Annotated in this window: 14 protein-coding genes; 11 read left to right on the forward strand and 3 right to left on the reverse strand. The window is 43.4% G+C overall.

Features of this window, described 5'->3' with window-relative positions:
• Positions 1-277 precede the first annotated feature (277 nt).
• The 5 genes from B0680_RS02925 (at position 278) to ruvA (ending at position 5148) form a co-directional block, all read left to right on the forward strand.
• The gene (locus B0680_RS02925; protein ID WP_228143739.1) at positions 278-1528 is read left to right on the forward strand and encodes an FAD-dependent monooxygenase; all 1251 of its coding nucleotides are present in this window, start codon (positions 278-280) and stop codon (positions 1526-1528) included.
• A gap of 156 nt (positions 1529-1684) precedes the next feature.
• Positions 1685-2887 (forward strand): phosphoglycerate kinase, encoded by a 1203-nt coding sequence (locus B0680_RS02930; protein ID WP_078253558.1) that lies wholly within the window; start codon positions 1685-1687, stop codon positions 2885-2887.
• 152 nt (positions 2888-3039) lie between these two features.
• Complete coding sequence (locus B0680_RS02935) at positions 3040-3303, forward strand: lipoprotein (protein ID WP_078253559.1); 264 nt, start codon at positions 3040-3042, stop codon at positions 3301-3303.
• Positions 3304-3489: 186 nt separating this feature from the next.
• Positions 3490-4527 (forward strand): class II fructose-bisphosphate aldolase, encoded by a 1038-nt coding sequence (fba, locus tag B0680_RS02940; protein ID WP_078253560.1) that lies wholly within the window; start codon positions 3490-3492, stop codon positions 4525-4527.
• A complete protein-coding gene (gene ruvA / locus B0680_RS02945) occupies positions 4528-5148 on the forward strand; it encodes a Holliday junction branch migration protein RuvA (RefSeq protein WP_078253561.1) in 621 nt (206 codons plus the stop codon).
• A 105-nt stretch (positions 5149-5253) separates the two neighbouring features.
• Here ruvA and B0680_RS02950 read toward each other — a convergent pair whose 3' ends face one another.
• Both B0680_RS02950 and B0680_RS02955 read right to left on the reverse strand, forming a co-directional pair.
• Positions 5254-6147 (reverse strand): LysR family transcriptional regulator, encoded by an 894-nt coding sequence (locus tag B0680_RS02950; RefSeq protein ID WP_078253562.1) that lies wholly within the window; start codon positions 6145-6147, stop codon positions 5254-5256.
• 108 nt (positions 6148-6255) lie between these two features.
• Positions 6256-6561, reverse strand: a complete 306-nt coding sequence (locus B0680_RS02955; RefSeq protein WP_078253563.1) for a hypothetical protein — start codon at positions 6559-6561, stop codon at positions 6256-6258.
• A 311-nt stretch (positions 6562-6872) separates the two neighbouring features.
• On the opposite strand from B0680_RS02955, the gene leuC reads away from it, so the two are divergent.
• The 6 genes from leuC to leuB all read left to right on the forward strand — a co-directional run bounded on the left by leuC (position 6873) and on the right by leuB (position 11363).
• A complete protein-coding gene (gene leuC, locus B0680_RS02960; protein WP_078253564.1) occupies positions 6873-8291 on the forward strand; it encodes a 3-isopropylmalate dehydratase large subunit in 1419 nt (472 codons plus the stop codon).
• A gap of 28 nt (positions 8292-8319) precedes the next feature.
• The gene (locus tag B0680_RS02965) at positions 8320-8637 is read left to right on the forward strand and encodes a hypothetical protein (RefSeq protein WP_078253565.1); all 318 of its coding nucleotides are present in this window, start codon (positions 8320-8322) and stop codon (positions 8635-8637) included.
• Positions 8638-8719: 82 nt separating this feature from the next.
• A complete protein-coding gene (locus B0680_RS10795) occupies positions 8720-8887 on the forward strand; it encodes a hypothetical protein (RefSeq protein ID WP_158078291.1) in 168 nt (55 codons plus the stop codon).
• Positions 8884-9534: a 3-isopropylmalate dehydratase small subunit gene (gene leuD, locus B0680_RS02970; RefSeq protein WP_078253566.1), complete on the forward strand. Its 651-nt coding sequence runs from the start codon at positions 8884-8886 to the stop codon at positions 9532-9534. Before B0680_RS10795 ends, leuD begins: the two co-directional genes overlap by 4 nt.
• A gap of 11 nt (positions 9535-9545) precedes the next feature.
• A complete protein-coding gene (locus B0680_RS02975; protein WP_143821337.1) occupies positions 9546-10274 on the forward strand; it encodes a hypothetical protein in 729 nt (242 codons plus the stop codon).
• Between the two features lie 18 nt (positions 10275-10292).
• Positions 10293-11363 carry a 3-isopropylmalate dehydrogenase gene (gene leuB / locus B0680_RS02980; RefSeq protein WP_078253568.1) on the forward strand — a complete coding sequence of 357 codons (1071 nt, stop codon included), beginning with the start codon at positions 10293-10295 and terminating at the stop codon, positions 11361-11363.
• A gap of 154 nt (positions 11364-11517) precedes the next feature.
• On the opposite strand, the gene B0680_RS02985 is transcribed toward leuB, so the two are convergent.
• Positions 11518-13164, reverse strand: coding sequence for a peptide ABC transporter substrate-binding protein (locus B0680_RS02985; RefSeq protein WP_078253569.1), 1647 nt, complete (start codon positions 13162-13164; stop codon positions 11518-11520).
• Positions 13165-13486: the final 322 nt, after the last annotated feature.

Here is a 13486-nt window from a genome sequence, read left to right on the forward strand (position 1 = left end):
CTTTTGGGGTGCGGTTCAGAGTAGATCGCTTTTGGGGTTTGTTTTATTGGTGGATCATATAGACTGTAAGTATTTGTTTTGGGATAAAATGAATGGAATTGGGTAAATTTTGGGTGGATATTGGTTAAATTGTCCTAGATTGTCCCAAGGAATTTTATGAATACATTTGCGGAATTTTGCAAACTACCATGGCTTGAATTGGGGTAAAATTATCAATGGCTAAAAAGCAGGCTTTCAGCTACAATAGCTCAATCACTTAAAAAATTTGGATAATCGTGTGAATTTGCAAACTAGCTATGATATGACCATCGTCGGTGCAGGTACAGTAGGCATGGCGTGTGCGATTGCTTTGGCACAGCGTGGACTGAGGGTGCTATTGCTTGAGCATAAGCCAGCACCTGTGCAGGCGGATTTTGATCGTCGTCTGGCACATCGTGATGCTCGTGTGTACGCACTCAATCGTGCCAGTATTGAACTGTTTGAGTCTATTGGTGTTTGGCAGATGCTATCACGGCAAGCTGACTATACTCGTATGCAAGTCTGGGCAAGGGATGGCTGCGGTGAGCTGAATTTTGGTGACGGTAAAATGATGCTTGGCTCGATGGTCGAGCCGTCAGTCATCGATTATGCTTTGTGGTGTCGTGGTCAGATGCAGGATTTGGCAGATTATTTGACTGTCTGTTATGAGGCACGCCTATGTGCTGATGGTATGGCAATTGATGAGATAGCAGATGGGGTGGTGTTGCGCTTTCATCATGGCGGACAACAGCGGTGTGTACGCACATCACTTCTGCTAGGTGCAGATGGGCGTGGGTCGATGGTGCGTCAGACGGTGGGTATTGGTATCGAGACGCTTGATTATCATCAAACTGCCATCTGCTGCGCTATCCATACCGACAAAGCGCATACGCAGACCGCACGACAGGTTATGCTACCGACAGGCACTTTGGCGCTGTTGCCGATTGCCGATTTGCATGATGACGACAATGGGCGATGGCAGTCGGTGGTGTGGACATTACCACAGGCGGTGGCGCAGGATTACTTGGCGGATTATCGACACGAACCCGATTCACTGCGTTTGCGACTTGAGCAGGCGAGTGGATTTGAGCTTGGTCGGATTTTGGCGGTAGAGTCCGTTGCCAGCTTTGCGCTATCGGCTCAGGTGGCAAGTCGCTATCACCAGGGGCGTATCGGGCTAATCGGTGATGCAGCCCATGGGGTGCATCCTTTGGCAGGGCAGGGGCTAAACTTAGGACTACTCGATGTCATTAAACTACTTGAATGCCTAGATGCTCACAAAAATCGCTATGACAACACACTACATCCACGACTATTGCATGACTATGAGCGAGCTGCCAAGGGTCATAATGCCTTGATGATGCACAGTTTTTCGCTGATTAACTTTGCTTTTGCATCAGGTATTGCTGACCTGAATGGCTTTAGCCATCTGCGTAGCGAAGTGATGAATGCTATTGGCAAAAATCGCACGATCATGCAGTTTTTTGAGCGCCGTGCCAGTGGGCAATGAGCTATTTAGCCGTGAAAAGTATTTTATAAATTTATGACACCATTTTATAGATAAATCTATCTTGTCAGACTTTGCGAGTTTGATTTATAATTAGTAAATTTGCAGGCGGTGGGGTTGTGCCAACTGCCTTTATTCAATCAACCAAAGGATACTTTTATGTCAATCGTCGCCATGAAGTCGCTTGATTTGTCAGGTAAACGCGTGCTAATCCGTGAAGATCTCAATGTGCCAATCAAAGATGGCGTCATCACCAGTGATGTGCGCCTGCAAGCAGCACTACCGACACTCAAAGATGCGCTGGCGCAAGGGGCGGCGGTGCTTGTGGCATCACACTTGGGTCGTCCTACCGAAGGTGAGCCAGAAGCCAAATATTCATTGGCGCCAGTGGCGGACTATCTTGCTAAGCATCTGGATGCGCCTGTGCGCTTTGAGACGGATTATCTGAGCGGTGTGGATGTCAAGGCAGGCGAGCTGGTATTGCTTGAAAATGTTCGCTTTAATGTTGGCGAAAAGAAAAATTCAGCTGAGTTGTCTGAGCAATATGCCAACCTGTGTGATGTCTTTGTGATGGATGCTTTTGGTACGGCACATCGTGCACAAGCATCAACCGAAGGGGTAATCCGTGCAGCTGCAGCACAAGGCAAAGCGGTCTGCTCAGGCAATCTATTGACCGAAGAGCTATCAGCGCTATCTCGTGCACTGGATAATCCTGCTGCGCCTGTACTAGCTATCGTCGGCGGCTCAAAAGTTTCAACGAAGCTTGATGTACTACTTAGCCTAGCTGATAAATGCGATAGCATCGTCGTCGGTGGTGGTATTGCTAATACATTCCTTGCAGCAACTGGTGTCAATGTCGGTGCATCGCTTTATGAGCCTGATTTGATTGACACGGCTAAAGAAATCATGACCAAGACCCAAATTCTACTGCCATCAGAAGTGGTGGTGGCTGACAAATCACAAATCGATTTTGAAGACTTTTTGGGTTCGCTTGCCAAAGCGGATGCGGTGGTCAAATCAGTCAATGACATCGGTGATAATGAGATGATTTTGGATATCTCAGAAGCCAGCGCCAATGAGATTGCTAAGCACATCAAATCGGCAGCGACTATCCTTTGGAATGGCCCTGTGGGCGTGTTTGAAGTGGATAAATTTGGCACAGGCACTCAGATTTTATCATTGGCGGTCAAAGACAGTGCAGGCTTTAGCATCGCAGGTGGTGGCGATACGCTAGCGGCGATTGACAAATATCAAGTGGCGGATGATGTCAGCTATCTATCAACAGGTGGCGGCGCGTTCCTTGAGTTTGTTGAAGGTAAGACCTTGCCTGCGATTGCAGCTTTGGCTGAAAGTAACAAATAATTTGTAATAAAGTAGCTAACTTAAGCCATTGTTACTTTTTGTTGCATTTGCTTGATTGTGCTTGTCAAATCAAGCATCTTTGGCTAAACTAAGTGGCGTAAGTAGGTCTGATTGCCCGTATTTGGGTAAGCAATCAACAAGAGAGATTAAATATGAAAAAAATCGCATTGGTAGCCCTTGCTGCACTTGTATTAGCAGCTTGCTCAAAACAAGAACAAAAAGCTGAGCCAGCACCTGCGGCACAGACTGAGCAAGTCGCCAAAGAAGCCGAAGCTGCTGCTCAACAAGTCGCCCCTGCACAAGAAGGTGCAACAACTGAGCCTGCACCAGCTGATAATGCAGCACAACCTGCAGAGCAACCAGCGCCACAAGGCGATACAGCAGAATCAAAGGTCTCAGAAGATCAGCAGTACTAATTAGTACCACTCGTTGTGATTCGATGAGATTGACAGCATCAATGAGCTATGTTCGTTGATGCTGTTTTTATTATTAATGTACAAAAATTTGCACACGCAAGCGATGCAAACAAGTGCAAGTGATGTGAATTTTTGATATAATAACGCTCAAATTAACACGCCCACAGGGCATCTAGGAGAATGAATATGGCATTGGTATCACTACGCCAATTACTTGATCATGCTGGTGAGCACGCTTATGGCTTGCCTGCGTTTAATGTCAATAACTTAGAGCAAATGCGTGCCATTATGATGGCAGCTGACAAGACGGATTCGCCAGTGATTGTACAGGCATCTGCAGGTGCTCGCAAATACGCAGGTGCGCCATTTTTGCGCCATCTGATTCTATCAGCCATCGAAGAGTGGCCACACATTCCTGTGGTGATGCACCAAGATCATGGCACAAGCCCTGCAGTGTGCCAACGCTCAATTCAGCTTGGCTTTAGCTCGGTGATGATGGATGGTTCTCTTAAAGAAGACGGCAAAACCCCTGCTGATTATGACTACAATGTCGGTGTAACTCGTGAAGTGGTCAAAATGGCACACGCTTGTGGTGTCTCAGTCGAAGGTGAAATCGGCTGTCTAGGTAGCCTAGAAACTGGTATGGCGGGCGAAGAAGACGGCGTCGGCGCTGAAGGCGTGCTTGATCACAGCCAGCTATTGACTTCAGTCGAAGAAGCTCGTCAGTTTGTCGCTGATACCAATGTCGATGCGCTTGCCATTGCGGTGGGTACATCACATGGTGCGTACAAATTCACTCGTCCACCGACAGGCGATATCCTAGCAATTGACCGTATCAAAGAAATCCACGAAGCACTGCCAAATACCCACCTAGTCATGCATGGCTCAAGCTCAGTGCCACAAGAATGGCTAAAAATCATCAACGAAAATGGCGGTAACATCGGCGAGACCTATGGCGTGCCAGTAGAACAGCTTGTCGATGCCATCAAGCATGGCGTGCGTAAAATCAATATCGATACCGATTTGCGCCTAGCATCAACCGGTGCGATTCGTAAGTTCATGACTGAGCATCCAGCTGAGTTTGACCCACGCAAATATTTGGCAGCGTCAATGAAAGCGATGGAAGAAATCTGCGTTGCTCGTTATGAAGCCTTTGGTGCAGCGGGTAATGCCAGCAAGATTCGTCCAATCAGCCTAGAATCGATGGTCGGATATTACAAATAAATGATTGGTCTAATCAAAGGACAGGTGCAGTCGCTGAATGCACCTGTTGCTTGTATTGTTACCAGTGGCGGTGTTGGCTATGAGATTGAGTTGCCGATACCGTCATTTTGTCAGCTGGTGCTTGGCGCAGAAGTTTGCGTATTTACGCACCTATCCGTGCGTGAAGATGCGCACAGCTTGTTTGGTTTTATTGATAAGCAAGACCGTGATGTATTTCGCAAACTAATCAAAATCAATGGCGTTGGTGCAAAAATGGCACTAGCCATGTTATCCACGCTATCGGCAGGTGAAATCAAGCGAGCTGTTGAGCAGGATAATGATGTTGTCTTAGTGCGAGTACCGGGCATTGGCAAAAAAACCGCACAGCGTATTATCCTAGATCTTAAGGGCAAATTGGCTGAATTTGGCGATGTCTCCCCAACAGATGTTGGCGGTTTGTTTGAGCCATCGGACGCTGTCAGCAATCCAATGCAGGTGATTGCCGAAGTCGAAAGTGCATTGATAAGTCTTGGCTACAAAGAAAAAGAAGCTCAAGCCGCCATCAAAAATGCACAATCAGACGACGCCACAACCACACAAGCCCTGCTAAAAGCCGCTTTGCGCCAGTTGTCGGGATTTTGATGTAGTAACAATGTCAGTGCATTGACTGTATTTTGTATTTAATAAAGCCAAGTAATTGATTTACTTGGCTTTATTTGTAAATATGCAACAGTGAGTGTCTGTCAGTTAGTTAAAGCTTGTTTGCACATGATCATCGATAGATAGCATCGATAGCAGTGCCTGCATACTGGCTGAACGAGTCAGATTTGGGTTGGTGACGACACCTAGATGGCGTTGAAGTTCGATATTTTCTGCCATGTCAATTTTGATGAGATCTTGATTGATCAAGGTCTCGGGTAGCACTGACCAGCCTAGACCAACAGAAACGAGCATACGGATGGACTCAAGCGGGTTGGTACTCATCGTCGCATAGGGGCGTAGGTTGTGCTTGGCAAATTCAGCCAAAGTAATTTGACTGGTAAAGGTGTTAGCAGCTGGCAAGATAGCAGGATGATGTGCGAGCTGTAGTAGGCTTACCTTTGATTTTTGGGCAAGAGGGCTAAGCGTACCTGTCACAAAGTACAAAGGATCGCTCCATAGCGTGTGATAATTGAGCCTGCGATCAAAAGTCGGCGGTAAGGTCAAAAAGGCAAGGGAAATCTCACCTTCAAGCACTGCCTTGTGCGCTTCTTCAGAATCCACAAAACGCACTTCAAGCTGTACGGCAGGATAGGACTGGATAAACCGCTTTAGCACGGGTGCAAGGTGATGTAAGCCAATATGATGGCTAGTGCCAATGACCAAGCGACCCGATGCCACTTCTTTGGCGTGCTGTAGGCTAGCTTTACACGCTTCATAATCATCGAGCCAACGACGCACAAACGGTAGCAAATCATGCGCGGCTGCCGTCGGAATGATGCTACGACCAACGGTATCAAACAGCACCGTGCCAAACTCATCTTCAAGATTCTTGATGCGTTTGCTGACAGCGGGCTGTGTGATGTACAATTTCTCGGCAGCGCCTGAGATACTACCTGTTTGCATGACTGCGACGAAGGTAACAAGATTGGTGGTATTCATGGTATCATCTTGGATAAAAGCGATTACTTGGCAATAGCTTAATTCATTCCAAAAAGTTTTGCAATTAAAATTTATCGGAATGTATTAATTCACGCAATTTTATGCCAATTATTCATGATAAAATTCATACGCCTTATAAAACACCATCAATAGCGCAGAATAACAAAAAATACTCACCAAGCACAAAAATAAGAATAAAATCATTGACTTCTCGGTGCTGACGCTGAGTGCATAGGGGTTGTAAATTCTGCCATTGCCACAAAATACCCAGTTAATCCCGATTTGACAGACAAATCCAAGTGTGCTGAGTGTAACAGATGATTTTTCTGCCCATGTGGGTCTGGTGCGGATGATGAGATAGCCACAGACAAAGACAAGCACAAAGAGCAGGGTGGAAACGGCATAAATCAGCACGGTCAAACTCCGTCAGTTCACTGAGTATTTACATAAACATAACATAAAAATAACAATACTTCAACTTATACAATTTCATTCCATATAGTTATTGATTTGATAAAAATTATAAATTATTATTATGGTTATATTTTTGCTATAATTACGCATATCTATTAAACTATAGCTAATCGAACAAGGCAAAACTTGACAATATACCATCATAAACGGACGATTGGGAAGTGCTTTTGTTTTATGGTATAATGATTATACCGAATTAGTATAGATTGTTTAATAATTTTTAAATTTACCCAACCATTTAGGAGTACAAAATGGCAGGCAAAACCCTTTATGACAAATTATGGGACGACCATTTGGTCAAACAACGTGATGATGGCTCAAGTTTGATTTATATTGACCGTCAATTATTACACGAAGTAACATCACCACAAGCATTTGAAGGCTTAGAGTTAGCAGGTCGCAAGCCTTGGCGTTTATCGGCAAATGTCGCAACCCCTGACCACAACGTGCCTACATCAATTAAAGAACGTTCTGAGGGCGTAAACGGCATTAAAGACGAAACTTCACGCATTCAAGTGCAAACCTTGGACGAAAATTGCCAAAAATTCAACATTACCGAATTTACCATTAATGACGTACGTCAAGGGATTGTCCATGTCGTAGGGCCAGAGCAAGGCTTGACCTTACCGGGAATGACCGTTGTCTGTGGTGATAGCCATACTGCAACACATGGGGCATTTGGCTGCCTGGCACACGGTATTGGTACCAGTGAAGTTGAACACGTTTTAGCGACACAATGCCTTGTACAAAAGAAAATGAAAAATATGCTGGTTCGTGTGGACGGTAAACTTGGCAAAGGCGTTACCCCTAAAGATGTGGTACTCGCCATCATTGGTAAAATTGGTACAGCAGGCGGAACAGGACACGCCATCGAATTTGGCGGACAAGTGTTCCGTGATATGTCTATTGAAGGACGTATGACCGTTTGCAATATGGCAATCGAAGGCGGAGCGAGAGTTGGCTTAGTTGCGGTTGATGACAAAACCATTGAATACGTTAAAGGTCGTCCGTATGCCCCAACAGGGGAAGATTGGGACAAAGCGGTAGCATATTGGAATACCTTACATTCTGATGATGATGCACATTTTGATACCGTAATTGTGATGCAGGGCGAAGAGATTGAGCCACAAGTTTCATGGGGAACATCACCTGAAATGGTCATTCCAGTAACGCAAAATGTACCAACCCTTGATGAGGCTAAAGACGATGTACAAAAAAATGACTGGACGCGTGCTTACCAATATATGGGGTTAACCGCAGGACAGACACTGGCTGACATCAAGCTTGACCGAGTATTTATTGGCTCTTGCACCAATTCACGCATTGAAGATATCCGTGCGGCGGCTGAAGTGGTTAAAGGACGTAAAGTTGCTGATACCATTAAACAAGCGATGGTTGTTCCGGGGTCTGGTCTGGTGAAAAAACAAGCAGAAATCGAGGGGTTGGATAAAATCTTTATCGATGCAGGTTTTGAGTGGCGTGAACCAGGGTGCTCAATGTGCCTTGCGATGAATGCGGATAAATTACAAGCAGGCGAACATTGTGCCAGTACCAGTAACCGTAACTTTGAAGGTCGTCAAGGTAATGGCGGTCGTACACATTTAGTGAGTCCAGCGATGGCAGCAGCAGCAGCGATTGCAGGGCATTTTGTAGATGTGAGAACATTCTAAAAAAAGGTTTTTAAGATAGGGGCAAGTGATGATTACTTATACAGAAGTTGTAAAAATAATCCAGCTTGACCCTATTCCTATGGCTGATGATGAAGAATGGCTATTTAGAATTGAGATTTTAAGACATTCTCAAAAAGGTTATTTTGCACAACTTTGGCGACAAGATAGCTATGATATCAAACCAACTTTTGCTATCAAACCTGATTGGATTGCAAGTGAAACGCTATTTGTCCAAGAAAACTACCGTCTTGAGATGTCGCATAAACCACATTATTTTGTTGATGTTGAAAGCTGTTTATCTGCCATTTTAACTGAACTGACAAAACAGTTTGATTTATCAGAATAGGAGCTATCAAAATGCTAATTTCTATTGTTGAATATATGGTCAAATTGTAGCTAGCATACAAGTTATTGATAAGGTAAATTTTGTGGACTTAGATAATCAAAAACTTATTGATAAAATTTATCAAGAAGTTAAAAATTGGAGCAATGAAGATAAATTAAAATTTATTGAATTGCTCAAAAATTCTATTGATGATGAAAGTCTCAAACAGAACTTAAATAATCAAATTGACAAATTTAAGGATTCATTATGAAAAAATACACCATTGAAACAGGCATTGTTGCACCGCTTGACCGTGCCAATGTTGATACGGATTTAATTATCCCAAAACAGTTTTTAAAATCGATTAAACGCACAGGTTTTGGCGATAATTTATTTGATGAATTACGCTACCTTGATGAAGGCTATTTGGGTCAAGATATTGCCAAACGCCCAAAAAATCCTGACTTTGTGCTAAATCAAGCGCGCTATACTGGTGCAACCATTTTACTAACTCGCAGTAATTTTGGTTGTGGTTCAAGCCGTGAACACGCACCTTGGGCATTAAATGAATACGGATTCCGCACCATCATTGCACCAAGTTATGCCGATATTTTCTTTAATAATAGCTTTAAAAACGGTATGTTACCTGTGATTTTGACTGAAAGTGAAGTTGATGAGCTATTTAAAGAATGTGAAGCAAATGTGGGCTTTACCTTAACCGTTGATTTGGAAAACCAAAAAGTTGTTTCACCAAACGGTCGCGAATATCATTTTGAAGTAGATGCGTTTCGTAAACATTGCCTTTTAAATGGTTTAGACGATATTGGTTTAACCTTACAAGATAGCGATAGCATTCGTGCCTTTGAAGAAAAAGCCCGTGCAGATAGACCGTGGGTGTTTAAGGATTTGGCATCTTGATTGACAAAAGTATGAGCCATTTTTCTACAATTGGATTTGATGTTAAGACTAGCGATGATTTGCTTTTATTGACAGAAAACATATTGCAAATGGCTCATCGCTACTCTACGCATAAAAAAGCAGTATATTTTTGTTACACTGACCCAAGCGGTGCACAAATTTGGGTTTGCAAAGATAAAAAGCGTGGCGATATTATCAACACAATCCCAAGCTTTTTACCAAAGCAAACCCAAAAAATTGGTGTTTTGAAAATCAAACCAAAGGGTACAAATAAAAAAGTTTTTGCCCATGCTTGGTTAAACCCAATTTATTATGACAATCATTCTATTGATGGGGATTTTCCGCTTGTTATTCATTTGCCAGATTATTTAAATCATCAAATAAAGAAAAACGCCCAAACGGCTTACTTGACTTTATTTGCAAATGATGTGGAATTGTATGTTGATACACATGAATTTTACAAATGTAATGACAAAGGCGGTGTTAAGATTGCCCATGAAAGCTTCTTTGCTATAGAAGTATTTGATAAAATTCCGCATTCCCAAGTTTTGGTTAGTGGTACTGTTTTAAAAAGTGAATTACGCACCAATCAATTAACCAATAATCCGTTTTATTGGTGTCTAATTCAAACTTATGCTTCAAATTATGAAGCGGTTTATCCGTTTGATATGTTTTATAAAATACCCGAAGTTGGCAATATTATTTTTGGCAAATATTGGATAACAGGGCGTTTTGAATAATCTTAAGAGGAAATAACAATGACCAAACACATTGCAATTTTAAAAGGCGACGGTATCGGACCTGAAATCATCGCTCAAGCGGTAAAAGTGCTGGATAAGTTGATTGAAAACGGCTTGGATGCTAGCTATGAATATGCTGAGCTTGGCGGCTCTGCCTATGACAAATATGGCTCGCCTTATCCAAGTGAAACCCAAGAAATCGTGCGTAAGGCGGATGCAGTGCTACTCGGTGCGGTCGGCTCGCCGCAGTACGATAATTTAGAGCGTGCCTTGCGTCCTGAGCGTGGGCTATTGGCGATTCGTAAGGATTTGAATTTATTTGCAAATTTGCGTCCTGCCATTCTTTATAAAGAACTTGCCAACGCATCCACTCTTAAGCCTGAAGTGGTAGCAGGGCTTGATATTTTGATCGTACGAGAGCTGACGGGCGACATTTATTTTGGTGAGCCACGCGGTATTCGCACGCTTGAAAATGGTGAGCGTGAAGGCTTTAACACCATGAAATACTCTGAAAGTGAAATTCGCCGTATCGCCAAAGTTGCCTTTGAAGCCGCCCAAAAACGCAATAAAAAACTATGCAGCGTGGACAAGGCTAATGTGCTAGAAGCTACCGAGCTGTGGAAAGAGATTTTCACCGAAGTGGGTAAAGATTATCCAGATGTCGAGCTTAGCCATATGTATGTGGACAATGCTGCGATGCAACTGGTCAAAGCACCAAAGCAGTTTGATGTCGTGGCGACTGGCAATATCTTTGGTGATATCCTATCTGACCAAGCATCAATGCTGACAGGTTCTATTGGTATGCTACCATCAGCTAGTCTAGACGAAAATGGCAAGGGTCTATACGAGCCAAGTCACGGCTCTGCCCCTGATATCGCAGGTCAAGACAAGGCAAATCCACTAGCGACCATCCTATCGCTTGCCATGCTACTACGCTATAGCCTAGCCGATGAAGCACGAGCCAAGCAAGTCGAAGATGCGGTGGGCAAGGTGCTAGAGCAAGGCTTGCGCACTGCGGATATCTATGAAGATGGCACGCAGCTGGTCTCATGTACAGCGATGGGTGATGCGGTGCTTGCGGCTTTGTAAGCTGATTTTGCATTAAGCAAAAGCCAGAGCTAAATCAAGCTTTGGCTTTTTTTGCACCCATTTTATATCCATAGAATTTAAGAATTTATGGGTCAAAAAAGCACCATTGATCAACAATGGTGCTTTTGGTGTTAATCTGTAATCAATCAATTGATTATTTATTGAATGATAGATCTTTAACCAAATAACCGTCCATAACATCAGCACTTGAGAAGCCCTGAACATACGGCTTGATTAAACGAACGCTAACAGCTGTATATAATGGGATAAGTGCAGCATCATTACCGGCTTGCAGTTCAGCTTCTTTATATAGCTGTGTACGAGATTCTGCAGTGGTATCTGCTTTTAGCGTATCAATCATCAACTGATCATACTTGGCATTGCTGTATTTACCAGTATTGCTACTGTTGCCAGTTTTTAGCAGGTTTAGGAAGCTTGATGGCTCGTTATAGTCTGCACACCAGCCGGCCATTGCAATGGTGAATTTACCTTGGTTTTTGGTATCAAGGAAAGATTTCCATTCTTGGTTGACTTGTGAAACTTCAACGATACCGCCTAGGTTTTCTTTCCACATGGCGCTTACTGCACTGGCTAGTTTTTTGCCGGTTTCGCTAGTTGAGTACAAGAACTCAAATTTCAGCGGTTTTTCTGCTGAATAACCAGCTTCAGCAAGCAATGCTTTGGCTTTTTCGTTACGTGCGGCTTGATCCAGTGATTTCCACTCAGGTGCTGCGTCAACCATGCCATTGATTGCCAGTGGGGTTAGCTGATAAGCAGGCTCTTCACCACGTTTCAAGATGGCAGGAATGGTCTCACGCACAACAGCCATTGACAATGCTTGGCGAACTTTGACATCATCCATTGGTGATTTGACTGTATTTGGCTCAAGATAGTAGGTGCATAGTCGAGGTGAAACCAAGATTTCACTACCGTGAGATTCTTTGATTTTCTCATACTGATCGCCAGGTACGCCAACTGCATCAACTTCATCTGCTTGATAACGCAAAACGCCTGCTTCAGGTTTGGTTGGTAGAAATTGTACTTTTTCGATGGTGGCTTTGGCAGCGTCGTAATACTCAGGGTTTTTTACCAAAGTTACATGACTACCAACAACGTCTTCCAAAAGCTTGTAAGCACCACTGACGACAATATTCTCGGCACTAACCCATTTATCACCATGAGCTTCAACAGCTTTTTGAGGGACTGGGAAGGTTACTGGTAGCGCTAGCATATCAACAAAATAAGGCACGGCTTCAGTTAGGGTGATTTCAAGCGTCTTATCATCCAATGCTTTGACACCCAATTGATCAAGTGGTGCTTTGCCGGTTGCAACCGCTTCAGCATTTAGTACTTTGGCATCACCTAGGTAGCTGGCATAGTATGCACCTGTTGCAGGGTCAACAAGACGGCGTAGGGCATAGACGGCATCATGAGCGGTGATGGCATCGCCATTTGACCACTTGGCATCACGTAGGGTGAATTTCCAGACTTTATTATCTGTTGTTTCCCATTTTGTAGCTAGACCTGGTACTGTTTTGCCTTCTTGATCGGTCATCACAAGACCTTCAAACATCTGGCGGATAATCGCCGAACTGGTTGTATCTTGAGATTTGGTTGGATCGAGTGTGGCGTGCTCAGTACCATTGACAATAATCAATGTATCTTTACCGGCAGGAACTTTTGCGGTGGCTTTCGAAGCTTCAGCAGCTGGTGCAGCAGTTTTGTCTTCATTACCGCAGGCGGTTAGACCAAATGCCGTGGTAAGCGCTAGGGCGATTGCGGTTGGTTTTAGTAGGGTCATTTGCAATTTTCCTTAATTACTATTACAAAAACAATATGCATGATATGCATCGATATGCCAAAATACATCAATTTACATCCAGTTACCTTTGGCATACAGAATATTAACAAATTACATGACATTGTCAAGAAAAATATACTGGATTTGTAGATATATTTATTGCAATTGTTCTAAGCTTAAATTATCTGAATTGTAAAGGTTTGGATTGCAATAAAATATGTTATACTATCACGTTTTATTGAGTTGATTATCAAATGATAATGAGAATTTTATGCAAAAACGTGATTAAGTGATTGAAATTTTGTCAAAACGATTTATAATA

This window comes from Moraxella pluranimalium, from assembly GCF_002014825.1.
Classification (GTDB): Bacteria; Pseudomonadota; Gammaproteobacteria; order Pseudomonadales; family Moraxellaceae; genus Moraxella; species Moraxella pluranimalium.

Coding starts and splice junctions, on each gene's coding strand:
- B0680_RS02930 (WP_078253558.1), top strand. CDS start 1,685: ATGTCAATCGTCGCCATGAAGTCGCTTGATTTGTCAGGTAAACGCGTG.
- B0680_RS02935 (WP_078253559.1), top strand. CDS start 3,040: ATGAAAAAAATCGCATTGGTAGCCCTTGCTGCACTTGTATTAGCAGCT.
- fba (WP_078253560.1), top strand. CDS start 3,490: ATGGCATTGGTATCACTACGCCAATTACTTGATCATGCTGGTGAGCAC.
- ruvA (WP_078253561.1), top strand. CDS start 4,528: ATGATTGGTCTAATCAAAGGACAGGTGCAGTCGCTGAATGCACCTGTT.
- B0680_RS02950 (WP_078253562.1), bottom strand. CDS start 6,147: ATGAATACCACCAATCTTGTTACCTTCGTCGCAGTCATGCAAACAGGT.
- leuC (WP_078253564.1), top strand. CDS start 6,873: ATGGCAGGCAAAACCCTTTATGACAAATTATGGGACGACCATTTGGTC.
- B0680_RS02965 (WP_078253565.1), top strand. CDS start 8,320: ATGATTACTTATACAGAAGTTGTAAAAATAATCCAGCTTGACCCTATT.
- leuD (WP_078253566.1), top strand. CDS start 8,884: ATGAAAAAATACACCATTGAAACAGGCATTGTTGCACCGCTTGACCGT.
- B0680_RS02975 (WP_143821337.1), top strand. CDS start 9,546: ATGAGCCATTTTTCTACAATTGGATTTGATGTTAAGACTAGCGATGAT.
- leuB (WP_078253568.1), top strand. CDS start 10,293: ATGACCAAACACATTGCAATTTTAAAAGGCGACGGTATCGGACCTGAA.
- B0680_RS02985 (WP_078253569.1), bottom strand. CDS start 13,164: ATGACCCTACTAAAACCAACCGCAATCGCCCTAGCGCTTACCACGGCA.